This is a genomic window from Pseudarthrobacter sp. NPDC059871 (genome assembly GCF_042731175.1).
Lineage (GTDB): Bacteria > Actinomycetota > Actinomycetes > Actinomycetales > Micrococcaceae > Arthrobacter.
This window is the reverse complement of record NZ_JBHWJV010000001.1, coordinates 468,811-494,330: the sequence shown is the minus strand read 5'-3', so window position 1 is coordinate 494,330 and position 25,520 is coordinate 468,811. Positions and strand designations below refer to the sequence as shown.

The window sequence follows — 25,520 nt, the reverse complement described above, 5'->3', positions numbered from 1 at the left end:
GATCAAGCTGTCGGAATAAAGCATATATATTCTTCGGGTCACAGGAAAGTAACGCCCATCCAGTGGACCAGACCGGGCGTGCCGCGGTCCATCCCCGGAGCATGGCCCGGCGCTGCTGCGCACTAGGCTTGCAGCATGACAAGCAGCCTGCACCACCGTGCCATCGAAAATCTTGGCACTCGCATCATCTCGGGTGATCTGCCCGCAGGCCACCTCATGCTTGCCGAACAGCTCGAAGTCGAGCTGAAAGTTTCCCGCTCGGTGATCCGGGAAGCTGTCCGTGTACTGCAGTCCCTGGGACTGGTGGAGACCACCAAACGGGTGGGCATCCGTGTCCTGCCCGCCAGCCGGTGGAATCCGTTCGATCCGCAGGTTATCCGCTGGCGGCTGGCAAGCAACGCCCGCGGGGCCCAGTTGCGGTCCCTTGCCGAGCTCCGCGCGGCCGTAGAGCCAGTGGCAGCTGAGCTGGCGGCCCAGAACGCACCCGCGCCGCTGCGCCTGGAATTGGTTGACGTTGCCTACGCCATGCGCGACGCCGGCAACAAAGGTGAGGTGCCCCGCTTCCTCGAGCTCGACATCCACTTCCACTCACTGCTGCTTTCCGGCTCCGGCAACGAGATGTTCGCCAACCTGATGGGCCAGGTAGCCGAGACGCTGACCGGACGCACGGTCCACGGCCTCATGCCCGACCATCCGCACGAGGCCGCCCTGCAGTGGCACGTGGATGTTGCCGAAGCAATCTCGCGGGGCGACGCAGCCGCTGCCCGCGAGGCATCCGACCACATCATGCGCAGGACGATGTCGCAGATGTCCGATTCCTGGACAGAACAGCCTCGGGTTTTCATCCCGGTCAAGCACTGAGCCGCACGGGCAGCCGCAGGTTGGCCGCTTTCTCCGCTTTCCCGGCGACACACATTCCGGAATGACTTCTTGTTTCCGGAACTTCACTGTATATTCATTTCAGGCCCTCCACCGCGGCATCCCCCAATAGTCGCGGTGGAGGGTTTTCCAATGCCCTGAAGCCCCGCGCTGCCTGTTCTGGCCCCTTAAGCGGCGTCCGCCACGGCGTCCCGCAGCCGCCATCCTCCGCCGAGCCCGTCGCGCTCAAGCAGCATGGTGGTCAGCGCTGAGCCTGCGTTGCTTCCCAGGCGTACCTGGACCTGCAGGACCTCTACGTCCACCCTGCTCCGGCCCTTGGGCATCCGGCGGTTGGTCTCCCACCAGTTGACCCGTTCAAACCACCTGACCGGTTCGGCGCCCACCAGCCACTCCCGGCCCCGGCAAACCACAGATGCAGGTATTCCATCGCCGTCGTCGCGAACTATCACGTGTTCCATGCCCTGTACGTTATGGCGAGGGTCTGACACCGCACTCCGGGTGGACCATGCCGGCACTGTGCCAGGAAAAGAGAAAGAAAAAACCCGCCTCGCGTGCTTCAATGAAGCACGCGAGGCGGGTTGTTTGTGGGTCCTACCGGGATCGAACCGATGACATCCACGGTGTAAACGTGGCGCTCTACCAGCTGAGCTAAAGACCCTTGCCGATTGGCTTGCTTTCGATAAGCCGCAAACCAACGAACATAGACTCTACCCGACAGAGGCGGCTAAACGCGAATCGGGATCCCGCCCCGCCTTCCGGGTCTTCCGGCCGGTCAGAGCGGCGGAAGCCGCTCCGCCAACCACATCAATGATTCGCTCACGCCAGCCTCAAGCTTGATGGTGGCTTTGTCGTCCCCGCGGGTCTCGCCGCGGTTGATGATCACCACCGGTTTGCCGTCCTTGGCTGCATGGCGGACAAAACGCAGGCCGCTCATGACCGTCAGTGATGAACCGGCCACCAGCAGGGCCGCTGCCTCATCCACCATCGCATAAGACCGTTCCACACGGTCCTTGGGCACGTTCTCGCCGAAATACACGAAGTCAGGCTTCAATGTCCCGCCGCATGCAGGGCAGACTGCAACGACGAAGCTGCCGATCAGGCCCAGGTCTTCCACCGTGGCGTCCGCGTCAGGGGCCATCTCCACGAGGCCTGATTCCTCGGCCTGCTCCAGGAAACCCGGATTAAGTTCACCCAGCATTCCAGCCAGGAGCCCGCGGGAGTAGGTACGGCCGCAATCGAGGCAGACCACCTGGTCATACCTGCCGTGGAGGTCCACCACATTGGTGCTTCCCGCGTCCTCATGGAGCCGGTCCACATTCTGGGTGATGAGGCCCGTCAGGTATCCCCGGCGCTCGAGCTCTGCTGCTGCGAGGTGTCCATGGTTGGGGTCTGCATGGCGGAGGTGGGACCAGCCGATGTGGTTCCGCGCCCAGTACCGCTGCCTGTTGGCCGGGTCCCTGACGAACTCCTGGTAGGTCATGGGTGAGCGTGGCGGGGACCCCGGACCGCGGTAGTCGGGAATCCCGGAATCAGTACTCAGGCCAGCCCCTGTGAGCAGGGCGAACGGCGCTCCCGACAGGAGGTCGCGGATCAGGCCCAGGGCCTCAAGTTCCCTTTTGGAAGGGTGCGCCGGATCGACGCGCGGCATGCTGGCGAACCCGGTGAGTCCGACCCCATGCCGCGGCTTGTCCACTGCTGTCAGGCCCGTTCCAGCCCGGACAGCGCTTCGCGGTAGGCAGAGAAGTTACGCGCCTCGCCGCGGGGGTTGACCACGGTGTACCGGATGACGCCGCCGGCGTCGATGATGAACGTGCCACGCTTGGCCATCCCGCTGTCTTCATCGAAGACTCCGTACGTGCGGGCGACGCCGCCGTGTGGCCAGAAGTCTGCGAGCAAGTCGAAGCTGTAGCCTTCCTGGCCGGCATAGGCCCGGAGGCTGAACTTGCTGTCGACAGAGACAGCCAGGACGGCGGCATTCGAGTCCTCAAACGAGGCAAGGTTATCCCTGATCTCGCAGAGTTCGCCCGTGCAGATGCCGGAAAAGGCAAACGGATAGAAGACCAGAACAACGTTTTGGCCCCGGAACGACGACAGCCGGACCGGTTCGCCAAACTGGTTGGAAAGTTCAAAATCCGGCGCCGGGTCGCCAACCGCCAGCAGGGATGCAGCAGCAGCGGGCGCCTGCGTCACTTGTTCTTCCTGCTGACCAGCCTTGTTGCGCTCCAGTCCTTGGAGACCCCGGCCGACGTGGTGACGTGCAGGCCAGCGGTGGGCGCTGCTTCCTGGATGTCGGCAGGCGAGACGTATCCGTCCCGGCCCGACTTCGGCGTCAGGATCCAGACCACGCCGCTTTCGCTGAGGGTGGTCAGCGAGTCCATCAGGCTGTCGACAAGGTCGCCATCGCCGTCACGCCACCAGAAAATGACGGCGTCCGCCACTTCATGGTCATCCTCGTCGAGCATGTCTGCGCCGGTAAGGTCCTCGATGTCGTCACGCAAGTCGAAGTCGACGTCGTCGTCGTAACCGAACTCCTGAATCAGATCCCCATTTTTGAAACCCAATTTTTCCGCCACATTTACCGAAGTGGCGGCGTCGGCCTCGCTCACGTGTTCCTCCAATACGTTTCATATGCACTCTGCATAGTGATTTCCATTACTCCCAAGCCAACACCCTTTGTGCCTGCGCTTCAAGCTGGCATACCCGGAATTGCGCATATTCTGCGTCACACCGGGGGTTCCTGCCTGCGTCGCAGCGGCCCTTCGTCACACAACCAGTATGACGGCGAAATACAACTGTCGCGCCCAAGCCACGGCTACGCATCGGCTTGCCCCGACGGTTAGAGTGGCTGATGACGACTATGCCTGCAGGACAACAACCTTGTAACTCCGTGCAGACGTAGGAGCTCTAGGAACCCTGCCCGGCACACATGACCGGGCTGATGTAACCGATACGTCGCACACGGCGTACGTTTGCCGGGCAGTCACCCTGCCTGGCCTGAGTGCGCCGATCTATGCGCGCAAAGAGAGGTTGGACGTGGCTGCAGGAGAAGATACCTCCCATATCCTCAGCGGGTTGACTGACCAGCTGCCTGATCGTGATCCGGAAGAGACTGCGGAGTGGGTTGAGTCCCTGGATGCGTTGATCCGGGAACAGGGTACCGAGCGTGCCCAGTACATTATGCGAAGCCTGCTGCAGCGTGCGGGCGCGCAGAGTGTCGGGGTGCCGATGGTGACCACCACCGATTACGTGAACACGATCCCCGTGGACCAGGAAGCACCGTTCCCGGGCAACGAAGAGTACGAGCGCCGGTACCGGGCGTACATGCGGTGGAACGCCGCGGTCATGGTGCACCGGGCGCAGCGGCCCGAGATCGGGGTGGGCGGGCATATTTCCACCTACGCCGGTGCCGCGACCCTGTACGAGGTCGGCTTCAACCACTTCTTCCGTGGCAAGGACGCCCCCGGCGGCGGGGACCAGGTCTTCTTCCAGGGCCACGCGTCCCCGGGCATGTACGCCCGCGCGTTCATGGAAGGGCGCTTGTCCGAGGAGGATCTGGACGGGTTCCGGCAGGAAAAGTCCCGGGCCGGCCACGCCCTGTCCTCCTACCCGCACCCGCGCCTGATGCCGGACTTCTGGGAATTCCCCACCGTGTCCATGGGTATCGGCCCGATGAACGCGATCTACCAGGCCCAGTCCAACCGGTACCTGCACAACCGCGGCCTGAAAGACACCTCCGACCAGCAGGTCTGGGCGTTCCTGGGCGACGGGGAAATGGACGAGCCCGAGTCCCGCGGCCTGCTCCAGCTCGCCGCGAACGAGAACCTGGACAACCTGAACTTCGTGATCAACTGCAACCTCCAGCGCCTGGACGGGCCGGTCCGGGGCAACGGGAAGATCATGCAGGAACTCGAAGCGTTCTTCCGCGGCGCGGGCTGGAACGTGATCAAGGTCGTCTGGGGCCGGGAATGGGATGACCTCCTCACCCAGGACACCAACGGGTCCCTGGTGAAAATCATGAACGAAACCCCCGACGGGGACTACCAGACCTACAAAGCCGAATCCGGCGGCTTCGTCCGCGAACACTTCTTCGGCAAGGACCCCGCCACCAAGGACATGGTCGCGGACCTCACCGATGACCAGATCTGGAACCTCAAACGCGGCGGCCACGACTACCGCAAGGTCTACGCAGCCTACAAAGCCGCCACCGAATTCAAGGGCAAACCCACCGTCATCCTCGCCAAAACCGTCAAAGGCTACGGACTCGGACCGCACTTCGAGGGCCGCAACGCGACCCACCAGATGAAGAAGCTGACCCTTGATGACCTGAAGAAGTTCCGCGACCACCTGCGGATCCCGGTCACCGACGAGCAGCTCGAGCAGGACACGTACCGCCCGCCGTACTACCACCCGGGCACGGACGCTCCGGAAATCAAGTACATGATGGAGCGCCGCGCAGCCCTTGGCGGGTCGGTGCCGGAACGCCGTTCCAAGCACGCCGAGATCGTCCTGCCCGAAGCGAAGACCTACGAGGTTGCCAAGCGCGGCTCGGGCAAGCAGCAGGCGGCCACCACCATGGCGTTCGTCAGGCTCCTGAAGGACCTGATGCGGGATAAGAACTTCGGTAAGCACATCGCCCCGATCATCCCGGATGAGGCCCGCACGTTCGGCATGGATGCGTTCTTCCCCACCGCCAAGATCTACAACCCCAAGGGCCAGAACTACCTGTCCGTGGACCGCGACCTCGTCCTGGCCTACAAGGAATCCCCCGCCGGCCAGCTCATCCACCCCGGCATCAACGAAGCCGGCGCCGTGGCAGCCTTCACCGCCGCCGGAACCGCCTACGCCACCCACGGCGTACCCCTGGTCCCGGTCTACGTGTTCTACTCCATGTTCGGCTTCCAACGCACCGGCGACGCCTTCTGGGCAGCAGCAGACCAAATGACCCGCGGCTTCATCATCGGCGCCACCGCAGGACGGACCACCCTCACCGGCGAAGGCCTCCAACACGCCGACGGCCACTCCCCCCTGCTCGCATCGACGAACCCGGCCGTCGTCACCTACGACCCCGCCTACGGCTACGAAATGGGCCACATCATCCGCGACGGCCTCGAACGCATGTACGGGCCCGACTCGGACGACCGGAACCTGATGTACTACCTCACGGTCTACAACGAACCCATCGTGCAGCCGGCAGAACCTGCCGAGCTCGACGTCGAAGGCGTCATCAAGGGCATCTACCTGCTCGCCCCGGCAAAGATCGACGGTCCGCGGACCCAGATCCTGGCCTCCGGCGTGTCGGTGCCCTGGGCCATCGAAGCCCAGCGCATCCTCGCCGAAGACTGGTCCGTCTCCGCCGACGTCTGGTCCGTCACCTCCTGGAACGAACTCCGACGCGACGGACTCGCCGCCGAAGAAGAAGCCTTCCTCAACCCCGAACAACCCGCCCGGGTCCCGTTCGTCACCCAACAACTCGAAGGCGCCACCGGCCCCGTCGTCGCCGTCTCCGACTACATGAAAGCCGTCCCCGACCAGATCCGCCAATTCGTCCCCAACGAATACGCCACCCTCGGCGCAGACGGCTTCGGCTTCTCCGACACCCGCGCAGCAGCCCGCCGCTTCTTCAAAAACGACACCCACTCCATCGTGGTGCGTGCCCTGGAGATGCTGGCACGCCGCGGCGAAGTGGATGCCGGCGCCCCGGTCAAGGCGATCGAGAAGTACAAGCTGCTCAACGTCAATGCCGGCACCACCGGCAACACCGGCGGCGAGGCCTGACCTTTCCCTTAGGGAATTCGACCCGTTTTGCGGACTTCGGCGGTGCTGAAGCGGCATAACTGACCACGAACTCCTTCCGGCAGCAGCAACGACGGCGGCCCCCGCACCAAACGCGGGGGCCGCCGTCGTCCGTTTCCGGGCACTGCCCGCTGTGACGCAGGGCAAAGCGTGTTGTAGCCTTCGCACAAATGGAGCTTGCCGGTTGCTGGCCGTATGCTCGGAGGATGCCAGCACCATCCACGCAGCCTGCGAAGCGTAAACCGAGCCAGCCGAAGGTCACTCCGGAGAAGTCCGAGACCCTGAAGAAGCTGCGGGCCAACGTGGGCCAGCTCTCCACCACCACCATGCGGCAACTGGAACAGTCGCTGCCCTGGTACAGCCGGCTGAGCGCCGATGAACGGTCGGCGCTGGGCATGGTGGCCCAGAACGGCATCGCCGCATTCGTCACCTGGTATGAGCGCCCCAGCTCCCCCTCCTGGATCCTGACCGACGTTTTCGGCACCGCCCCCACCGAGCTGACGCGATCCATCAGCCTGCAGAAGGCGCTCCAGCTCATCCGCATCGTGGTGGAAGTGGTCGAGGACCAGGTGCCGGTGATCGCGCCCGAGGCGGACCAGCCTTCGCTGCGGGAAGCGGTGCTGCGGTATTCGCGGGAAGTGGCTTTCGCTGCAGCCGATGTCTATGCCCGCGCGGCTGAATCCCGGGGTTCCTGGGACACGCGGCTCGAAGCGCTCATTGTCGATGCCATCCTGCGGGGTGAAAACACGGATGCGCTGCGCTCCAGGATCGCCGCGCTCGGCTGGAAGGCGCAGGAGCGTTTCACCGTAATGGTGGGCAATTCCCCTTCAGAGCCCAGCGCCAGCTATGTCAGTGAACTGCGGCGGATGGCGGGCCGGTATGCCGAAGATGCGCTGGTGGGAATCCAGGGCGACCGGCTCATCCTCATCCTCGGCGGCGTCCAGGACCGCGAAACCGCATATGTGAAGCTCAGCGAAATGTTCGCCCCCGGGCCAGTGGTGTACGGCCCGGAAGCCAGTTCGCTGCTGGAGGCAAGCGGCTCGGCGCAGTCAGCGTTCGCAGGCCTGACGGCGGCACGCGCCTGGCCCTCGGCGCCGCGTCCCGTGGCCGCGGACGACCTCCTTCCCGAGCGCGTCATCTCGGGTGACGACGCGGCACGCCGCTCCCTCGTCAAAAACATCTACCGCCCCCTCCTGGCCGCCTCCAACGGCCTGGTGGAGACGCTCGGGACGTACCTTGAACTGGGCCATTCGCTGGAGGCCACAGCACGGGAACTGTTCGTCCATGCCAACACGGTGCGGTACCGGCTGAAGCGGGTTTGTGACGTCACGGGGTGGGATCCGCTCCTGCCGCGCGAAGCATTCGTCCTGCAGGCGGCACTCGTCGTGGGGCGCCTTTCAGGCCCGCCGAAGTCCGCCACGGAGCGGCAACCGTCCCGGAATCAGACCTAAGGCGTTGTAGACTTCCTACAACCTGACCCCGTGAGGTTGGTGCGGACAAACACCGCTGGACCACACAGTAATTTGGAAAGCTGGTTACGTGCTTGCAATAGTCTGCCCTGGACAGGGCTCACAGACCCCGGGTTTCCTTGCCCCCTGGCTGGAACTGCCCCAGGTGGCAGGCCAGCTGGCCGCCCTCAGCGAGATCGCCGGGATCGACCTGGCGGCCCACGGGACCACCTCGGATGAGGAAACCATCAAGGACACTGCCGTTGCGCAGCCCCTGATCGTCGCCGCCGGACTTATCGCAGCTTCCTCGCTTTTCGACGTTGAACTCAGTTCCCTGCCGGTGGTCCTCGCAGGCCACTCCGTCGGCGAAATCACCGCCTCGGCCCTGGCCGGCGTCCTTACCCAGGACGAAGCCATGACGTTCGTCCGCGAACGCGCAAACAGCATGGCGGCCGCCGCTGCCGTTACTCCCACGGGCATGAGCGCCGTCGTTGGTGGCGATCCCGCGGAAGTCCTGGCAGCCATTGAGGCTGCCGGCGCCACGCCCGCCAACGTCAACGGGGCGGGCCAGACCGTAGCTGCCGGTACCTTCGAACAGCTCAAGGCCCTGGCGGATAACCCGCCGGCCAAGGCGCGGGTCATCCCGCTCAAGGTCGCGGGTGCCTTCCACACGAGTCACATGTCCCCCGCCGTCAGCGCCCTGCAGGCCATTGCGCCGCAGCTGAAGCCGCAGGCGCCGACCGTACCGCTGCTGTCCAACTACGACGGCGGCGAAGTCACCGACGGTACTGCCGCCGTCGAAAGCCTGATCGCCCAGGTGTCACGGCCGGTGCGCTGGGACCTCTGCATGGAATCCCTGGTCAAGCGCGGCGTCACCGGAGTCATCGAACTGGCCCCGGCAGGCACCCTGGCCGGGCTGGCCAAGCGCGGCATGCCCGGCGTCAAGACCGTCGCGGTCAAGACTCCCGATGACCTCTCCGCCGCGCTGGCGCTCTTCGCGGAACTGGAGGGCGGCGCATGAGCGTTCCCACGCTAAAGCAGGCTCCCCTGCAGGAGCACACCCGCATCCTGGGTCTTGGCGCCTACCGCCCCGATGTCATTGTCACCAACGACGACGTCTGCCAGTGGATCGACTCGTCGGATGAGTGGATCCGCCAGCGCACGGGCATCGTGACCCGGCACCGTGCCGCAGCGGACGTCAGCGTCATCGACATGGCCGAGGGCGCTGCCCGTGAAGCCCTGGCGAAGGCAGGCATTGAAGCCACGGACCTTGGCGCCGTCATTGTGTCCACCGTGACGCACCCCTATGCAACCCCGTCCGCCGCGGCAAGCCTGGCTGACCGGCTCGGGGCAACGCCCGCGCCCGCCTTCGACATCTCCGCGGCCTGCGCCGGGTACTGCTACGGCATCGCCCAGGCTGACGCGCTGGTCCGCTCCGGGGCCGCGAAGTACGTCCTGGTGGTCGGCGCCGAGAAGCTCTCCGATGTCATCGACAACCGCGAACGCACCATTTCCTTCCTCCTCGGTGACGGAGCCGGCGCCGTGGTGATCGGCCCGTCCGACACGCCCGGAATCGCCCCCTCCGTCTGGGGCTCGGATGGCAGCAAGTGGGATGCCATTGGCATGACCCGTTCCTTGCTTGATGTCCGGGACCTGGGCATGGCCGCCCGCCAGTCCGACTCCACCGGCGACCTTGCCCTGCTGGAAGAAGCACAGGAGCTCTACCCCACTCTCCGGCAGGACGGCCAGACCGTATTCCGGTGGGCTGTGTGGGAAATGGCCAAAGTCGCCCAGCAGGCGCTTGACGCCGCCGGCGTGGAGGCCGAAGACCTGGTGGCCTTCATTCCCCACCAGGCGAACATGCGCATCATCGATGAGATGGTCAAGAAGCTGAAGCTGCCCGAGACGGTTACAGTTGCACGGGACATTGCCGACGCCGGCAACACGTCCGCGGCTTCCATTCCGCTGGCAACCCACCGCCTGCTGCAGGAAAACCCGGAGCTTAGCGGCGGGCTGGCCCTGCAGATCGGCTTCGGCGCGGGCCTGGTTTTCGGCGCACAGGTTATTGTCCTTCCCTAGCATCGTCCCATCAAAGGGGCCGCATCCGCGGCCTGATCCATTTCCGGCAGCCCCTGCCGGCAATACAAGAAAAGGAGCCATCAATGGCTAGCAACGAAGAGATCCTGGCCGGCCTGGCTGAAATCGTCAACGAGGAAACCGGCCTGGCCCCCGAGGCCGTGGAGCTGGACAAGTCCTTCACCGAGGACCTGGACATTGACTCCATCTCGATGATGACCATCGTGGTCAACGCCGAAGAGAAGTTCGGCGTCCGTATTCCGGACGAAGAGGTCAAGAACCTCAAGACCGTTGGCGACGCCGTCAGCTTCATCGCCGGCGCACAGGCCTAGTTACAGCTTCCGCCGCTCCTGCGGCATGGCCAGGGCTGCCGGTCCGGATGACCGGGCCGGCAGCCCGCCGTATTTCCAGCCACTTTTTGCTTTACCTGGCGCCGGCCTCCACACTGGCGGCGCCGGCCATCAAGATGCGGGACCCTCCGGCAAACGGAGACGGTTTCCCACCGACGAAAGAGTGATCCCATGACACGCAAAGTAGTCATCACCGGACTGGGTGCCACCACACCCATCGGCGGCGATGTACCCACAATGTGGAAGAACGCGCTCAAGGGGGTCTCCGGTGCCCGCACCCTGGAGGACGACTGGGTGGCCAAGTATGAACTTCCCGTGCACTTCGCGGCACGCTGCAGCACCCCCGCCCTCGACGTCCTTTCGCGCGTCGAGGCCAAGCGCATGGACCCCTCCACCCAATTCGGCGTGATCGCGGCCCGCGAGGCGTGGGCCGACTCAGGCATCACCGAGATCGACCAGGACCGGCTGGCCGTGGCATTCGCCACCGGCATCGGCGGCGTCTGGACGCTGCTGGACGCCTGGGACACGCTGAAGGAAAAGGGCCCCCGCCGGGTCCTGCCAATGACCGTTCCCATGCTCATGCCCAACGGTGTTGCCGCAGCCGTCAGCCTCGACTTGGGTGCCCGGGCCGGCGCCCACACTCCTGTCTCGGCCTGCGCTTCGGGCACCGAGGCCATGCACCTGGGGCTGGAACTGATCCGCTCCGGCAAGGCTGACGTGGTCATGTGCGGCGGCGCCGAGGCAGCCATCCATCCCATGCCCCTGGCCGCTTTCGCGTCCATGCAGGCCCTGTCCCGCAGGAACGACGACCCGCAGCGGGCGTCCCGTCCCTACGACATCGACCGCGACGGCTTCGTTATGGGCGAAGGCGCCGGTGCCCTGGTCCTTGAGGCAGAGGAACATGCCCTCGCCCGCGGCGCCCGCATCTACGGTGAACTGGCCGGCACATCCGTCACCGCTGACGCGTACCACATCACGGCTCCGGACCCTGAGGGCCTGGGCGCCACCCGAGCACTTAAGGCTGCAATGTTCGACGGCCGGATCCAGGCCGAGGACGTTGTGCACGTCAATGCACACGCCACGTCCACGCCCGTTGGCGACAAGCCCGAATACACCGCCCTGCGCGCCGCCCTCGGTTCCCAGCTTGAGAGTGTGGCCGTCTCCGCAACCAAGTCGCAGATGGGGCACCTGCTTGGCGCCTCTGGCGCCGTGGAGGCTGTCCTGACGGTCCTGGCCGTCTACGAGCGCAAAGCGCCGGTAACGATCAACCTGGAAAATCAGGACCCCGAGATCCCGCTCGACGTCGTAACGTCCGCACGGGACCTTCCGGCCGGCAACATCGTGGCACTCAGCAACTCGTTCGGCTTCGGTGGCCACAACGCCGTCGTTGCCATCCGCAGCGTCTAGGACTTCCGGCCGCCCGCTCTCCGGGCCGGCACTGCCGCACAAAGGAGGAGGCCCCGCCATCAGGCGGGGCCTCCTCCTTTTGCTATGGAGCTTTGCGGTACTGCAACGGGGGGAACGACGGCGGTCAGCCCACCTGGTGGAGCCAGCGCACAGGTGCGCCCTCCGCTGCGTGACGGAACGGCTCGAGTTCCTCGTCCCACGCCTCGCCCAACGCGAGCGAGAGCTCGTGGTAGACGGCGGACGGATCGCCGGCGCCCGATTCGTAGGCATAGCGGATCCGGTCCTCGGAGACCATGATGTTTCCGTGCACATCCGTGACCGCGTGGAATATGCCCAATTCCGGAGTGTGGGACCAGCGGCCGCCGTCGACACCCTGGCTGGGTTCCTCAGTGACTTCGTAGCGCAGGTGGGCCCACCCTCGAAGCGACGACGCCAGTTTGGACCCGGTGCCGGGAGTTCCGGCCCAGGACAGCTCGGCCCGGAACATTCCGGGCGCGGCAGGCTGAGGGGTCCACTCAAGATCCGTGCGCTTGTCCACGACGGATCCAATGGCCCACTCGACATGAGGGCACAGGGCCGTAGGGGCCGAGTGAACGAACAGCACACCGCGGGTCATTGCAACAGACATTCCATCCTCCATAGCTCTAGGTACGTCTTCCCCAACGACCTGTGCCTGGATGGAACTTCTGCGCCTCGTGCTGCGGCGGCTGTGCCCTGCCTGGTTATTTAGCTGTATCAGATAAAACAGTGTCCGGACTCGATGTGCCTCATGAGACCTGAGAGCTTCAAGAGGCACTTGAAAGTTGCCGGACGTGACTCTTATTGTGCCGTACCCCGCCCGGTTACGCCAGTGCGATGCGCCTCATCTCAGCTCAGGCCCTCGGGTGGGCCTGCTGGTAGCTTTTCCGCAGCCGGTCCACCGACACATGGGTGTAGATCTGGGTGGTTGCAAGGCTGCTGTGGCCCAGGATTTCCTGGACGGCACGCAAGTCCGCTCCGCCATCCAATAGGTGGGTGGCCGCCGAGTGCCGCAGTGCGTGCGGACCCGAGGCGGAGGTATCCCCCATCGCTTCGAAGAGGCCATGGACAACGGTACGGACCTGGCGCTGGTCCACCCGGCCGCCCCGGAGCCCGAGGAACAATGCCGGCCCGCTGGTGTCCTTGGCCATCAGCGGCCGCCCCCGGCGCAGCCAGTCGTCGACAGCCAGGGCAGCCGGCACGCCATAGGGAACAGTGCGCTCCTTGTTGCCTTTGCCGATCACCCGAAGTGTCCTGCGGTCCGGATCCAGGTCGTCCACGTCCAGGCCGGCGAGCTCACCCACACGGACGCCGGTGGCGTAAAGGAGTTCGACGATGGCACGGTTCCGCACTGCCATCGGATCACCATCGGCAGTGCTTTCCTCGAGGTCCTTCAATAGCCGTTCGAGCTGTGCGGCCTGGAGTACCCCCGGGAGCGACCGCTCACGCTTGGGCGCCTTGAGCCGGAGAGCAGGATCGGCGTCGAGGCGCTCTTCCCGCAGGGCCCAGGCGGTGAAGGCCCGGATTGTGGCGGAGCGCCGCGCCAGTGTTGCCCGGGCCGCCCCGGCCTGGCTCTGGGCGCCCAGCCAGCGGCGGAGGGTTCCCAGTTCGAGGTCCTGGAGTTCGGTGGCCCCCTCGGACGCAGCGAAAGCCAACAGGCTCTCAAGGTCGCCAAGGTATGCGCGCCGGGTGTGGGGGGATACTGCCCGTTCGCCGGAAAGGTACGCGGCAAACCCTTCCATGGCCTGCAGGAGTGTCGGGGGCAGCCCGGGGGGCTGTTCAGCATGTTCCACCCTCCTACTTTCTCAGGTGCCGGCCCCGCAAGGCTGCCGGACACGGCCCACCAGCGATCCGGGGCCACCGGTGAAGTGATGCTGACGTGTTGCCGGCCGGCGCCGGGTTGTATTCAGTCAGTCGGTTGCTTTGCCCCGCTTCCAGCCGCCCCGCTCCGAGACTGCCAGCCCCAGGAGGCCCAGGCGGCCCAGCCCGGCCCGGACAGAGTCGTGGCCCAGTCCGGCGACCGCCGCCAGCTTCTCCACCGATGTGGTGGAGCGAAGGGGCAGTGCGTCCAGGAGGATCAGGTCCTCAAGCGTCAGCCCGTCCTGGACCTGTGCAGCAACCTGCCTCTGGTCCGGGAGGGCAGTCCCGCTGGGCGCGGCAAGCTCGGCGACCTCGGCGGCGTCGGTCACGCAGACCGCTCCCCCATCGCGGAGGAGCCTGTGGCAGCCGGCCGAATTGGCGCTGTGCACCGAACCGGGAACCGCGGCGACGGCACGGCCCAGGGTTTCGGCGTGGTGCGCGGTATTGAGCGCCCCGGACCGCCACCGCGCCTCAACCACCACTGTGACAGCTGAAAGCGCGGCTATCAGGCGGTTCCGCTGCAGGAACCTGTACCGCGTTGGCGCCGAGCCCGGAGGCACTTCGGCGAGCACAGCTCCCCGGTTGCAGACAGCCCGGAGGAGGTCCTCGTTTCCTGAAGGGTAGAAGCGGTCCACCCCACCGGCCATGACGGCGATGGTGGGAACGGCTCCCGAGCCGCCGGCAAGTGCGGCCCGGTGGGCATGTGCATCAATGCCGTACGCTCCGCCGGAGACCACTGTCATCCCCCGCTGCGCCAGGGAGTACGCAATATCGCCGGTAACCGAGGCCCCGTAGCTTGTACTGTCGCGGGACCCCACCAAGGCGATACTGCTCTCCAGGGCGGGAAGAGGCTGTTCGTGGCCCCGCCACCAGAGGCAGATGGGTTCCTGGATGCCGAGATCGGCGAGCTGTGCAGGCCAGAGCCCGTCTGCAGGAATGATCAGGCGGCCGCCGAGCCGGGACATGGTGGCCAGGTCCCGCTCGGGTGCGAGGTCCGGGATCCGCGGTTGCCACCGTTTCAGGGCCGCAGCCAGGCCGGACCAACTTGTGGACGGGCCGTTGTCCGCCAGCAGGACTGAAATTTCCTGTTCGAGCCCCGGCCCCGCGGCCACCTGGCCCGTGGCAATCCGAAGCCCGTCCACTGCTCCTGCCACCTGCACCAAGGCAAGGCCTGCGGCATCCTGCGGTTCCATCAGACGCGAGAGCGCAGCACGGGCGAGACGTTCCGGGGTCATGGTTGCTTCCGTGGCGCCGGTCATGCCGCGGCCGCCGTTGCCTGCCGCAGGCCCAGCGCCTGCCCCACGTCATTGGCATCCGGAGCGTCCCGCAGCGCAAGGTCGGCCAGCGTCCAGGCCAATCGAAGGACGCGGTCGTATCCCCGTGCCGTCAGTATTCCCCGTTCCAGCGAATGGTCCAGAATCCGAGTAACACCGGGCGGCAACCGCAGCTCGCCACGAAGGACCCGGCCGGACACCTGGGAGTTGGTCTCCAGCCCGAAGGGACCAAGCCGCTGTACCTGGCGTCGGCGTGCGTCCCTGACCCGGCGGGCCACTGATGCGGTGTCTTCCTCGGCGCCGGCCTGCCCGAAGTCGGCCAGGGAAACACGCTCCACCTGCAGCTGGATGTCTACCCGGTCCAGCAGGGGCCCGGACATCCTGGCAAGGTACCGGCGCCGCATCATCGGCGTGCAGGTGCAGTCCAGTCCCTTACCGGAAGCCTTGCCGCAGGGGCAGGGATTCGCTGCCAGCACCAGCTGGAACCGTGCCGGGTAGGCTGCTGTCCCGGCTGACCGGTGAATCACCAGCTCGCCGCTTTCCAGCGGCTGCCGCAGCGCATCGAGCACCCTGCGTTCATACTCGGGCGCCTCGTCGAGGAACAGCACACCGCGGTGGGCGCGGGATGCAGCCCCAGGACGTGGCAGACCGGAGCCGCCACCAATAATGGCCGCGGCGGTAGCTGTGTGGTGCGGGTTCTCGAAGGGCGGCCGCCGCAGCAGCTGGACCTGTGACGAGGGCAGTCCGCAGAGGGAATGGATGGCCGTCACCTCCATGGACTCGCGGTCCTCGAGGTCCGGCAGGATCCCGGGCAGCCGCTCCGCCAGCATGGTCTTCCCCGCTCCTGGCGGCCCGGTGAGCAGCAGGTGGTGGGCCCCCGCCGCCGCCACTTCCAGCGCCCTGCGGGCCTCTCCCTGCCCGGACACGTCTGCCATGTCCGGGCAGGGGGCCGCTTCCCCCGACGGTCCTGCATCGTCGTCGGCGTCGTCGGGCTCGAAGTCCAGGGCAAGCTCCTGGGGGTCGGCACCGAAATCGAGGGCGAGCCGCGCCAGGGTCCGGTATCCGCTGACGTTGGCTCCGGGCACCAGCGAGGCTTCGGCGAGGTTTGCCTGCGCCACTACGACATCGCGGTAGCCGGCCTGCACGGCCGCCATAACCGCAGGGAGTATGCCGCGGACAGGCCGGAGCCTGCCGTCAAGGCCCAGTTCGGCGATGAAGACGGTACGTCCTGTGGGCCGGATGTCATTGGCCGCCCGGAGCACCGCCATGGTCACGGCGAGGTCAAAACCGGAACCGCGCTTGGGCAACGAGGCAGGGATAAGGTTGGCGGTGATCTTGCGGCGGCTGAGGGGTATCCCCGAATTCTTTGCCGCAGAGCGGATGCGCTCCCTGGCTTCGTTCAGCGCCGCATCCGGAAGTCCCAGAATCACGAACGCCGGAAGGCTTTGGCCAATGTCGGCTTCGACCTCAACCATGTACCCGTTCAGGCCCACGAGCGCCACCGAATAGGTGCGTCCAAGCGCCATTCAGCCCACCCCCTTGAGGTGTTCCACCACGGGGTTGCCGCCGCCGTCGTCCACCACGGCGATGACGTCCACGCGGCGCAGCGGCATCCTCAGCTCACGGTCCCTGCACCAGGCCGCGCCGAGCCGGTGCAACCGGGCAAGCTTGTCCGGTCCCACCGCCTCGAACGGGTGGCCGTAGTCGAGGGACCGGCGCGTCTTCACCTCGGCGATGACCAGCGCGTCCCCGTCCAGCGCGACGACGTCAATTTCGCCCTCGCTGCAGCGCCAGTTGCGCTCCACTATCAGCATGCCGAGGGTCTCGAGATAGCCGACGGCGAGGTCTTCGCCATGCCGGCCCAGCAAATCTTTGGCTTTCATTTCTACCTCCGCAACCAGCCTGCGGGCGTGGGGTTGCGGAGGACAGGGAGCTCATCCCCTATGTGCATGACGGCGGTGGTGTGGAGGGATAGTCCACGTGAGGACCAGTAGCGCCGTGGACCCGGGGCCCTACTGGAGCCGGCCTACCCTAGTTGCCCAGGTCGACGTCTTTCGGCAGTGCCAGTTCCTCGTTCCGCGGAAGTTCTTCCACGTTGACGTCCTTGAAAGTCAGGACGCGGACGCTCTTGACGAACCGTGCGGAACGGTAGACATCCCACACCCATGCATCAGAGAGGGTCAGGTCGAAGTACACCTCGCCATCGGCGCTGCGGGCTTGCAGGTCCACGTGGTTGGCCAGGTAAAAGCGCCGTTCGGTCTCGACTACGTAGCTGAACAGTCCGACAACGTCGCGGTATTCACGGTAGAGCTGCAGCTCCATGTCGGTCTCATAGTTTTCAAGGTCCTCGGCACTCATGCTTCCATCTTGCACCATGTCCGACAGTGCCGGAGCCGCAACGGTCCCGGAGCAGGCGCAGAGGAGGCCGGGAAAGGGGTCAGTCCCCGCCCTGCATGTCACCGGCGGCCTGGAGTTCCCCGCCCAGGAGGCGCCAGCTCACCCGGTGGTAGGGAGTGGGTCCGGCGGTACGCAACGCATCGCGGTGCAGCACCGTGGCGTAGCCCTTGTTGACGTCCCAGCCAAAGTCGGGGTACTCGACGTGGAGTTCACGCATGGTCCGGTCCCGCTCCACCTTGGCGATGACGCTGGCTGCGGCCACGCTCAGGCACTGCATGTCCGCTTTGATCTTGGTGTGCACAGGAGCGTCGCACGCTGCCTCCGGCACCGCCTGGTCGAAGAGCGACAGCTGCTCTGCCGGTGACAGCCAGTTGTGGCTTCCGTCCAGCAGCACCATGTCCGGAATGACACCGGTGGACAGGATGTCCTGCCAGGCCCGCGTTCCCGCCAGCCGCAACGCCGCAATGATTCCCAGGGCGTCAATCTCGTGCGCCGAGGCGTGCCCCACGGCGGAGGCCACGCTCCAGCGGCGTACCAATGGCTCGAGCCGCTCGCGCTCGGGGGCGCTGAGGAGCTTGCTGTCGCGTACGCCTGCCAGGGGCTTCTGGCGTTCAAGGTCGACGACGGCGATCCCCACGCTCACGGGACCGGCCAGTGCACCGCGGCCCACCTCGTCCACCCCTGCAAGAAGCCGCACGCCCTGCGCCTTGAAGGTCCGCTCATGGCGCAGGGTGGGTGCTTTGCCGCGGCCCGTGACCTTTGATGATCCGGACCGTGGCTTCGCGGGCGCTTTGACCGCCCCTGCCGGTACTGCCCGTACTGCCTGGGTCATGGTCAGGGCGCCGCAGGGACGTCGCGGAACACCTCGGGGTAGTTGCCCAGGGTGGTGATGCGGTTGAGCGGCCAGGCGATCACCGCTGCTTTGCCTTCAAGGTCGCTGAGGTCGATGAAGCCGCCATCGGACTCCATGTGGGAGCGGGAGTCGGCGGAGTGGTTCCGGTTGTCGCCCATCACCCACACCTTGCCTTCCGGGACCGTGACGTCGAAGTTGCGGACCTGCGGGACTTCTGCCGGGTTGATGTAGGCCTCATCGACCGCGGTGCCGTTAATGGTCAGTTTACCGCCGGCGTCGCAGCACACCACGTGGTCGCCCGGCAGCCCGATGACCCGTTTGACGAGGTGCTGGTCTGTATTGTCGGGGAGCAGGCCGACGAAGGTCAGGCCGTCCTGGACCCAGGTGAACGGCCCCTTCGCCTCGGGTGCTGCCGGCGGAAGCCAGCCCTTGGTATCACGGAAGACGACGACGTCTCCGCGGCTGAGGGCGAAAGGTTCCGGCACCAAGAGGTTGACGAAGATCCGGTCGTCAATGTCCAGGGTGTTCACCATGGACTCGGAGGGGATGAAGAACGCGCGGAACAGGAAGGTCTTGATGAGGAAGGACAGTACGACGGCGATCACCACCACTGTGGCTACTTCCTTGAGCCAGGCAAACACCGGGCTGCCCGAGTCCTTGCCGGACGGCTTGCCCGCGGCCTTGGCAGCCGAGCGGCTGGGAGCCTGGCTGGGCTCCGCGTTGCCGTGCGCTGCTTCGGCCCCGGTGTCAGGCGCGGGATCCGGGGCCGCGGCGGGTTCGGATGACTGCCCGGCGGGCTCGTCCGCGGCTCCATCGCGCCGCGGCTCGGGTGTCCGCGCGTGGTTCTCGGGCATCTACTGTCCGTTCTCTGGGGTTGGTGCAGCCGCAGCCGGCCTTGGTACTGGAGCAAATCTATCAAGCGGCCAGACGATCTGGACGGGCCGGCCGATGACACGGTCCAGGGGAACCATGCCACCACCGGGGGCGCCCAGCAGGCTTCGCGAGTCGGCGGATACGGACCGGTGGTCGCCCATGAGCCAGAGCCGGCCTGCCGGGACCACTGAGTTGAATTTCTGGGTGCTGGGCACGTCTCCCGGGAAGACATAGGGTTCGTCCACGGGGTCGCCGTTAACGGTGACTTTGCCGGCTGCATCGCAGCACACCACGGCATCCCCGGGCAGTCCAATGACCCGCTTGACGTACGTGGTGTCGCTCCCTGTCAGCCCCAGCCACCGGGTGGCCGCGGCCGCTGCGTCGGCCAAGGGCCCCTTGCCGCTGTTGAGCGGGGCGAACGTGCCGCGTCCGTCGAAGACCACCACGTCCCCGCGCCGGATGGGTTCGGCCGTGAAGTCGGTCCGGGACACCAGGATCCGGTCCCCGCCTTCCAGCAGGGGCTCCATCGATTCCGACGGGATGAAGTAGATGTCCAGCCACAGTGACCGGACCAGGCCGCTGATGACGACGGCGAGGAGAAGCGCCAGGAACGCAAAACGCCAGCCCGGTTTCCTGGGCTGGCGTTTTGTCTGGTCCATAAGTCCGTATCCTGGGCGCTGGTGCTGATGGCTCCGGCGCGGGCCGGCTACGGCTGCGGCCCAGCCTTCGTAGGTCCGGAAGGACTTACTTGGCAGAGGTGAAGTCGCGCTTTTCCTTGATCTTTGCAGCCTTACCGCGCAGTGCACGCATGTAGTAAAGCTTGGCGCGGCGGACGTCGCCCTTGGTGACAACTTCGATCTTGTCGATGATCGGGGAGTGTACCGGGAAGGTACGCTCCACGCCGACGCCGAAGGACACCTTGCGGACCGTGAAGGTCTCGCGGACGCCGTCACCCTGGCGGCCCAGGACGAAGCCCTGGAAGACCTGGACGCGGGAGTTCTTGCCTTCGATGATGTTTACGTGCACCTTGAGGGTGTCACCGGCGCGGAACGCGGGGACGTCAGTGCGCAGCGAAGCTGCATCGACGGAATCGAGAATATGCATAATTGCACTCCTGGTGAACGCCACAGGTCATTCACTTTAGGTCACGGCCGGGAAAGCCCTGCGCCGATGGCGCATTGGGAGTATCCCGCCCGAAGTTAAGTGGTCCGGCCGCCTCACTGGTTGACGAGGCCGGTTGTCAGGCTGTTGGTTGCGCTCCCCCTGTGGCAGGTGCGGACCCAGCAGACACAAGGACTAATTTTGCCACAGCGGCGCCCGTACAGCCAATCCTGCGCGGCTTCAGCCGGCGGGTTCCGTCTTGCCGGGCCGCCGGACCGGCCTGCCGTCGACGATGTCGTAGCCGAGTTCCTGCAGGGCCGAGCGGTCGGCCCTCGGAAGCTTCCCGGCGTCGAACGCCTCCAGCAGGTCCGGACGCCGCTCGGACGTCCGGCGGAACTGTTCATGCCGCCGCCACTGGGCGATCTTGCCGTGGTTTCCGCTCAGCAGGATGGCGGGCACCTCACGGTCGCGCCAGACGGCGGGCTTGGTGTACACCGGGTACTCCAGGAGGCCGTCGGAATGGGATTCCTCCACCAGGGATTCGGGGTTTCCCACGACGCCGGGCAGCAGCCGCCCAACCGCCTCCACCATGGCGAGTACGGCAACTTCCCCCCCGTTGAGGACGTAGTCGCCCAGGCTTACGGGCCGCACGTCGAAGTGGTCGCCGGCCCATTCGATCACGCGTTCATCGATGCCTTCGTAGCGTCCGCAGGCGAAGGCAAGGTGCTCCTCGCCTGCCAGCTCGTGGGCCATGGCCTGCGTGAAGCGCTCCCCCGCGGGTGAGGGAACGATGAGGACGGGCTTGCCCTGGTGTCCGGGCCGTGCATCGGCAACGGCCGTAAGCGCCAGGGACCACGGCTCCGGCTTCATGACCATGCCCGCGCCGCCCCCGTAGGGAGTGTCGTCCACGGTACGGTGCCGGTCCGTGGTGAACGACCTGAGGTCGTGGACATGCAGGTCCAGGATGCCGTCCTGGCGTGCCTTGCCGATCAGGGACAGTTCCAGGGGCGCCAGGTACTCGGGAAAGATACTGACGACGTCGATGCGCATCTAGTCGGTGCCTTCCGGTTCCGCCGGTGCGGCTTCGCCGGAGTTGACTTCGAAGAGCCCGTCCGGCGGGGTGAGGAGGATGTAGCCTTCGCTGATATTGACTTCGGGGACGATCTGCTCGACGAAGGGGATCAGGATTTCCTCGCCGCCCGGGGTGGTGACCATCAGCAGGTCCTGCGCCGGTGCGGTGTTAAGGGCAGTCACCTTGCCCACGACCGTGCTGCCCACACGGGCTTCGAGGCCCACGAGCTCATGCTCGTACCAGCCGTCTTCATCGTCCTCGTCCAGTTCCGCTGTTTCGATGAAGAGCTTGGCGCCGCGGAGCGTCTCAGCCTGGTTGCGGTCTTCGATTTCCTCAAAGGCCAGCAGCAGGATGTCCTTGTTCCAGCGGGCGCTGCTGACTGTCAGCGGCCCGGACTGCGCCGGCTCCACCACGAACTCCACTCCGGGGACGAAACGGTCCCCAGGGGCGTCGGTCATTACCTGGACCGTGACTTCCCCGCGGATGCCGTGGGGCTTGCCGATGCGGGCCACCTGGAGCTGCATATGTTCCTCTGTTCGGGTTGGTGCACATTGTGTTGGTTCGTGAAAAAACTCCGGCCCCTCCACCGTGTGGTGGAGGGGCCGGAGAGCAAAACTGGTGTTGCCGGACGCTCAGCGGCGGCGGTCGGTGTCGACAACGTCGACCCGGACCGGCTCGCCACCGGCCAGCGCTGCCACGACGGTGCGCAGTGCACGCGCCGTGCGGCCCTGCCGGCCGATCACCCGCCCCAGGTCATCCTGGTGAACACGAACCTCGAGGGTATCCCCGCGGCGGTTGTTCTTCGAATTGACCGTGACGTCGTCCGGGGAATCAACGATTCCGCGGACCAGGTGCTCCAGCGCGTCTGCCAGCAACTTACTCAGCCTCGGTTGTCTCTGCTTCGGCTTCGGCTGCCTCAGTCTTGGAAGCCTTCTTGGTGATGGCTTCCGGGATGATGACGGAACCCTTCTCCGGTGCGACGAAGGCTTCCTTCTCGCCCTTGGTCTTCAGGGTGCCTTCCTGGCCCGGGAGGCCCTTGAACTTCTGCCAGTCACCGGTGATCTTGAGGATGGCGGCAACCTGCTCGGACGGCTGGGCACCGACGGAGAGCCAGTACTGTGCACGCTCGGAAGCGACCTCGATGTACGAGGGCTCTTCGGTGGGGTGGTACTTGCCGATCTCTTCGATGGCACGGCCGTCACGCTTGGCGCGTGCGTCCATGACGACGATGCGGTAGTACGGGGCGCGCATCTTGCCGAAGCGCTTAAGGCGAATCTTTACGGCCACTTTTGTGGTCACTCCTGTTTCAGAAAAGGGGTGAACCCGGCGTTCTGCACCCGTGGGGCGGGCCATACTTGCGGGTTCGAAGGACAGGATCCGGACGCGGAGAGAGGGGCCACGCAGATCGAGTACCTGTCTATTGTGCCAGATCAGCGGGAGGATTTCGACTTGGCACCCTGCGCCTGCGGGGGCGGCGCCGGACCCAGCCCAAACTGCACTGCCCGGGGAAGGTCAGGCGGACCAGACGTACAGTCCCGACCGCTCCGAATCGTCGATTCCGCCGGCCAGTTCCGCAACCTGCCGGACGTAGGCCTGCGCCTGCCCGGCGTCGAACGGCATGTCGTCCTGCGCCGCCCACTGCGCGGCGACGTCCTCGAGGACATCGCCCTCGCCTTCGGTTTCGTAGGTGAGCAGGTCAGCCAGGGCCCGGACCATGGCCGGCGGGACGGCCAGCAGGGAATCGCTGGCCACGTCCACCATCGTCAGCTCGTAGTCGGCGCCGCCCGCGTGGACCGCGGTGCCGGCCAGGTCTCCAAGCTGCTCCACTTCGAAGTCGCTGATACCCGGGATCCGGACGGCGTCGGCGGCCGGCGGGGTGCCCCCGCCGTCAAGGGTTCCGGCGCGCTTCAACGCGGCATCGTGGGTGGCTACGAAGATTTCGGTAAAACCCATGGGAAGTGACCTCTTCCGTGTACGGTCCGGCGCGCCGGGGATACCTGCCTGGACTCCACGGCCTATCGGCTTCAGCCTAGTACGCGGAAGGGGTGCTCAGCGCACCGCAACCCGGATGCGGTTGCGCCACGGATCCTCGAAGCGCAACTCAGCGCCGGTGTGGTGCGAGGAGACCCCGGCGACCTTCAGGCGGTCAGCGAGCGCGCCGACGTCGTCACCGGACGGCACCTCGATGAGGACCTCGCCGAGGCCCAGGGTGTCTTTCCGCGGACCGGCGCCGCGGCTGTTCCAGACGTTCATGGCCATGTGGTGGTGGTACCGGCCCGCGGAGACGAAGAGGGCCTGCCCGTGCCAGCCGGCGGTCTTTTCGAACCCGAGCGTTCCCACGTAGAAATCGCGGGCGGACTGGACGTCGCCCACCTGGAGGTGGACGTGGCCCACGCCGGCGGTGGTCTGCCGCTGCCCCTGGAGGGATTCTTCGGAGAGGTGCTGTTCCAGGTAGCGCTGCGGCGGCAGCGCCAGGCTGTCCATGACCACGTCAGTGCCGTTCCAGGACCAGTTGCTTCGCGGGCGGTCCCAGTAGAGCTCGATGCCGTTGCCTTCGGGATCACTGAAGTAGAAGGCCTCGCTGACCAGGTGGTCGGCACTGCCCGTGAAGGAGCGGGGCTCGAGCTGGGCTGCGGTGGCCACAGTAGCGGCGAGCGCCGCCTGGTCCTCGAACAGGAGGGCCGTGTGGAACAGGCCCGCCTCTCCCCTGCCGGGAATGTTCAGGCCGGGGGCCGGGGCCAGATGGACCAGCGGCTTGCCGAGCCGGCCGAGGTACAGTCCGCCGTCCTGCTCAGCGACCACCTCGAGCCCCAGTGCGCGCTGGTAGTAGTCGGTCATGACCTTCATGTTGCCGACCTTGAGCATCACGGTGCCCATGGCGAGGTCGGCAGGAAGAAGATCCTGGCTGGTGGCTTCTGCAGTCATTGAACGCTCCCTCTACTGGAGGCCGTCCGAATGAGGCGGCCTGTCATGAGTTAAAATTACTTGAAGCTTCAATTTATTCCAAGTGCAGGGTGGATGTTTTGCTTAGCGGACCACGCGGCCGCCTAAAACCACGTGGGATGGGTGCGCCACGGTGTCCAGGGTCCTCCGGGGATCGTTCCGGAACAGCACGACGTCGGCGCGCGCCCCTTCTGCAAGCCCGTCAGCGCCCAGCCAGGCCCGGGCAGCCCAGCTGGCAGCGTTGAGCGCTTCGGCTGCGGGCAACCCGGCCGCGTGCAGGGCAAGGATTTCGTCCGCAATCCTGCCGTGGCGGATCACGCTGCCGGCGTCCGTTCCGGCGAAGATCTGCACCCCGGCTTCCCAGGCCTCACCTATCCGTTCCAACCGTCGTTCCCAGAGCGCCAGCATGTGGTCGGCGTACACCGGAAACTTGGGCCTGGCCTGGGCGGCAATATCGGGGAATGTGGCGATGTTGACCAGCGTCGGAACGATGGGTACGCCCTGTTCCACGAACCGCGGCAGGTGCCGTGGCAGCAGGCCGGTGGCGTGCTCGATGCAGTCGATCCCGGCATCGAGCATCTGGTCCAGGGTGTCCTCGGCGAAGCAGTGGGCGGTCACGCGGGCACCTTCGTCGTGTGCGGCACTGATCGCATCGCGGACGACGCCGGCGGGAAAGGAGGGTGCGAGGTCGCCGGCGCTCCGCTCGATCCAGTCCCCGACGAGCTTGACCCAGCCGTCGCCGTCGCGGGCTTGCTTGCGCACGGCCTCCACAAGGCCTTCAGGCTCGACCTCGTGGGCGAAGCCCCGAAGGTAACGGCGGGTCCTGGCGACGTGCCTGCCCGCCCGAATCAGCAGCGGAAAGTCGCGGCCGCCCTGCATCCAGCGGGTGTCCGCGGGCGATCCCGCGTCCCGGATCAGCAGCGTTCCTGAGTCCAGGTCGGCACGGGCCTGGGCTTCGGCCTCACCGGCGTCCACAGGCCCGGCAGGGCCCAGGCCAATGTGGCAGTGGGCGTCGACGAAGCCGGGCAGCACCCAGCCATCGAGCACAACGTCCGGACTGGCTTCCGGGCGGGTAAACGTGAGGCGACCGTCCACGGACCAGAGGCCGTGCCTTTCGCTGTCCGGTCCCGTGAGGGCGGTGCCGCTAAAAGCGATGATGTATGGCATGGATGCCTC

The 25,520-nt window shown here is 66.1% G+C and carries 28 protein-coding genes and 1 tRNA gene; 7 read left to right on the top strand and 22 right to left on the bottom strand.

Features of this window, described 5'->3' with window-relative positions:
- Window positions 1–135: 135 nt before the first annotated feature.
- On the top strand, window positions 136–861 hold the full coding sequence (locus ACFV4R_RS02220; protein ID WP_377202159.1) for a FadR/GntR family transcriptional regulator: 726 nt from the start codon (window positions 136–138) through the stop codon (window positions 859–861).
- 185 nt (window positions 862–1,046) lie between these two features.
- On the opposite strand, the gene ACFV4R_RS02215 is transcribed toward ACFV4R_RS02220, so the two are convergent.
- From ACFV4R_RS02215 to ACFV4R_RS02195, 5 genes are all read right to left on the bottom strand, one after another.
- Complete coding sequence (locus ACFV4R_RS02215; protein ID WP_377202160.1) at window positions 1,047–1,337, bottom strand: hypothetical protein; 291 nt, start codon at window positions 1,335–1,337, stop codon at window positions 1,047–1,049.
- 127 nt (window positions 1,338–1,464) lie between these two features.
- Window positions 1,465–1,537 (bottom strand) — tRNA-Val (locus ACFV4R_RS02210).
- 114 nt (window positions 1,538–1,651) lie between these two features.
- The gene (locus ACFV4R_RS02205) at window positions 1,652–2,572 is read right to left on the bottom strand and encodes a Sir2 family NAD-dependent protein deacetylase (RefSeq protein ID WP_377202161.1); all 921 of its coding nucleotides are present in this window, start codon (window positions 2,570–2,572) and stop codon (window positions 1,652–1,654) included.
- A 5-nt stretch (window positions 2,573–2,577) separates the two neighbouring features.
- Entirely contained in the window at window positions 2,578–3,069 is a 492-nt protein-coding gene (locus ACFV4R_RS02200) for a peroxiredoxin (RefSeq protein WP_377202162.1), read from the bottom strand.
- Window positions 3,066–3,485, bottom strand: coding sequence for a DUF3052 domain-containing protein (locus tag ACFV4R_RS02195; RefSeq protein ID WP_015937387.1), 420 nt, complete (start codon window positions 3,483–3,485; stop codon window positions 3,066–3,068). Before ACFV4R_RS02195 ends, ACFV4R_RS02200 begins: the two co-directional genes overlap by 4 nt.
- Before the next feature lie 427 nt (window positions 3,486–3,912).
- Here ACFV4R_RS02195 and aceE point away from each other — a divergent pair, with 427 nt between their 5' ends.
- The 6 genes from aceE (at window position 3,913) to ACFV4R_RS02165 (ending at window position 11,953) form a co-directional block, all read left to right on the top strand.
- The gene (aceE, locus tag ACFV4R_RS02190; RefSeq protein WP_377202163.1) at window positions 3,913–6,654 is read left to right on the top strand and encodes a pyruvate dehydrogenase (acetyl-transferring), homodimeric type; all 2,742 of its coding nucleotides are present in this window, start codon (window positions 3,913–3,915) and stop codon (window positions 6,652–6,654) included.
- Window positions 6,655–6,878: 224 nt separating this feature from the next.
- A complete protein-coding gene (locus ACFV4R_RS02185; RefSeq protein ID WP_045732889.1) occupies window positions 6,879–8,123 on the top strand; it encodes a CdaR family transcriptional regulator in 1,245 nt (414 codons plus the stop codon).
- Window positions 8,124–8,211: 88 nt separating this feature from the next.
- Window positions 8,212–9,141, top strand: a complete 930-nt coding sequence (locus tag ACFV4R_RS02180) for an ACP S-malonyltransferase (RefSeq protein ID WP_377202164.1) — start codon at window positions 8,212–8,214, stop codon at window positions 9,139–9,141.
- Window positions 9,138–10,199, top strand: a complete 1,062-nt coding sequence (locus ACFV4R_RS02175; RefSeq protein WP_377202165.1) for a beta-ketoacyl-ACP synthase III — start codon at window positions 9,138–9,140, stop codon at window positions 10,197–10,199. Before ACFV4R_RS02180 ends, ACFV4R_RS02175 begins: the two co-directional genes overlap by 4 nt.
- Window positions 10,200–10,282: 83 nt before the next feature.
- Entirely contained in the window at window positions 10,283–10,528 is a 246-nt protein-coding gene (locus tag ACFV4R_RS02170) for an acyl carrier protein (RefSeq protein ID WP_009359314.1), read from the top strand.
- A gap of 189 nt (window positions 10,529–10,717) precedes the next feature.
- On the top strand, window positions 10,718–11,953 hold the full coding sequence (locus tag ACFV4R_RS02165; protein ID WP_377202166.1) for a beta-ketoacyl-[acyl-carrier-protein] synthase family protein: 1,236 nt from the start codon (window positions 10,718–10,720) through the stop codon (window positions 11,951–11,953).
- 124 nt (window positions 11,954–12,077) lie between these two features.
- Here ACFV4R_RS02165 and ACFV4R_RS02160 read toward each other — a convergent pair whose 3' ends face one another.
- The 17 genes from ACFV4R_RS02160 to ACFV4R_RS02080 form a co-directional block, all read right to left on the bottom strand.
- Window positions 12,078–12,581 carry a DUF3145 domain-containing protein gene (locus tag ACFV4R_RS02160; RefSeq protein ID WP_015937393.1) on the bottom strand — a complete coding sequence of 168 codons (504 nt, stop codon included), beginning with the start codon at window positions 12,579–12,581 and terminating at the stop codon, window positions 12,078–12,080.
- Window positions 12,582–12,825: 244 nt separating this feature from the next.
- Window positions 12,826–13,713 carry a tyrosine recombinase XerC gene (locus ACFV4R_RS02155; RefSeq protein WP_377202284.1) on the bottom strand — a complete coding sequence of 296 codons (888 nt, stop codon included), beginning with the start codon at window positions 13,711–13,713 and terminating at the stop codon, window positions 12,826–12,828.
- A 168-nt stretch (window positions 13,714–13,881) separates the two neighbouring features.
- Complete coding sequence (dprA, locus tag ACFV4R_RS02150; RefSeq protein ID WP_377202167.1) at window positions 13,882–15,066, bottom strand: DNA-processing protein DprA; 1,185 nt, start codon at window positions 15,064–15,066, stop codon at window positions 13,882–13,884.
- A 20-nt stretch (window positions 15,067–15,086) separates the two neighbouring features.
- Window positions 15,087–16,631 (bottom strand): YifB family Mg chelatase-like AAA ATPase, encoded by a 1,545-nt coding sequence (locus ACFV4R_RS02145; protein ID WP_377202168.1) that lies wholly within the window; start codon window positions 16,629–16,631, stop codon window positions 15,087–15,089.
- Window positions 16,632–16,988 (bottom strand): YraN family protein, encoded by a 357-nt coding sequence (locus ACFV4R_RS02140; RefSeq protein WP_091720888.1) that lies wholly within the window; start codon window positions 16,986–16,988, stop codon window positions 16,632–16,634. It lies immediately after the preceding gene.
- A gap of 148 nt (window positions 16,989–17,136) precedes the next feature.
- Window positions 17,137–17,463, bottom strand: a complete 327-nt coding sequence (locus ACFV4R_RS02135; protein WP_015937397.1) for a DUF2469 domain-containing protein — start codon at window positions 17,461–17,463, stop codon at window positions 17,137–17,139.
- A 79-nt stretch (window positions 17,464–17,542) separates the two neighbouring features.
- Complete coding sequence (locus tag ACFV4R_RS02130; RefSeq protein ID WP_377202169.1) at window positions 17,543–18,334, bottom strand: ribonuclease HII; 792 nt, start codon at window positions 18,332–18,334, stop codon at window positions 17,543–17,545.
- Between the two features lie 2 nt (window positions 18,335–18,336).
- A complete protein-coding gene (gene lepB / locus ACFV4R_RS02125; RefSeq protein ID WP_377202170.1) occupies window positions 18,337–19,209 on the bottom strand; it encodes a signal peptidase I in 873 nt (290 codons plus the stop codon).
- Window positions 19,210–19,887 carry a signal peptidase I gene (lepB, locus tag ACFV4R_RS02120; protein WP_377202171.1) on the bottom strand — a complete coding sequence of 226 codons (678 nt, stop codon included), beginning with the start codon at window positions 19,885–19,887 and terminating at the stop codon, window positions 19,210–19,212.
- Window positions 19,888–19,972: 85 nt separating this feature from the next.
- Complete coding sequence (rplS, locus tag ACFV4R_RS02115; protein ID WP_015937401.1) at window positions 19,973–20,332, bottom strand: 50S ribosomal protein L19; 360 nt, start codon at window positions 20,330–20,332, stop codon at window positions 19,973–19,975.
- 237 nt (window positions 20,333–20,569) lie between these two features.
- Entirely contained in the window at window positions 20,570–21,379 is an 810-nt protein-coding gene (gene trmD / locus ACFV4R_RS02110) for a tRNA (guanosine(37)-N1)-methyltransferase TrmD (protein WP_377202172.1), read from the bottom strand.
- Window positions 21,380–21,925, bottom strand: coding sequence for a ribosome maturation factor RimM (rimM, locus tag ACFV4R_RS02105; RefSeq protein ID WP_377202173.1), 546 nt, complete (start codon window positions 21,923–21,925; stop codon window positions 21,380–21,382).
- A gap of 108 nt (window positions 21,926–22,033) precedes the next feature.
- Window positions 22,034–22,276 (bottom strand): RNA-binding protein, encoded by a 243-nt coding sequence (locus tag ACFV4R_RS02100; RefSeq protein WP_015937404.1) that lies wholly within the window; start codon window positions 22,274–22,276, stop codon window positions 22,034–22,036.
- A 1-nt stretch (window position 22,277) separates the two neighbouring features.
- Complete coding sequence (gene rpsP, locus ACFV4R_RS02095; protein WP_377202174.1) at window positions 22,278–22,688, bottom strand: 30S ribosomal protein S16; 411 nt, start codon at window positions 22,686–22,688, stop codon at window positions 22,278–22,280.
- A 225-nt stretch (window positions 22,689–22,913) separates the two neighbouring features.
- A complete protein-coding gene (locus ACFV4R_RS02090; protein WP_377202175.1) occupies window positions 22,914–23,354 on the bottom strand; it encodes a hypothetical protein in 441 nt (146 codons plus the stop codon).
- Window positions 23,355–23,450: 96 nt separating this feature from the next.
- Window positions 23,451–24,326, bottom strand: coding sequence for a VOC family protein (locus ACFV4R_RS02085; RefSeq protein WP_377202176.1), 876 nt, complete (start codon window positions 24,324–24,326; stop codon window positions 23,451–23,453).
- 102 nt (window positions 24,327–24,428) lie between these two features.
- The gene (locus ACFV4R_RS02080; protein ID WP_377202177.1) at window positions 24,429–25,511 is read right to left on the bottom strand and encodes an amidohydrolase family protein; all 1,083 of its coding nucleotides are present in this window, start codon (window positions 25,509–25,511) and stop codon (window positions 24,429–24,431) included.
- Between the last annotated feature and the right edge of the window lie 9 nt (window positions 25,512–25,520).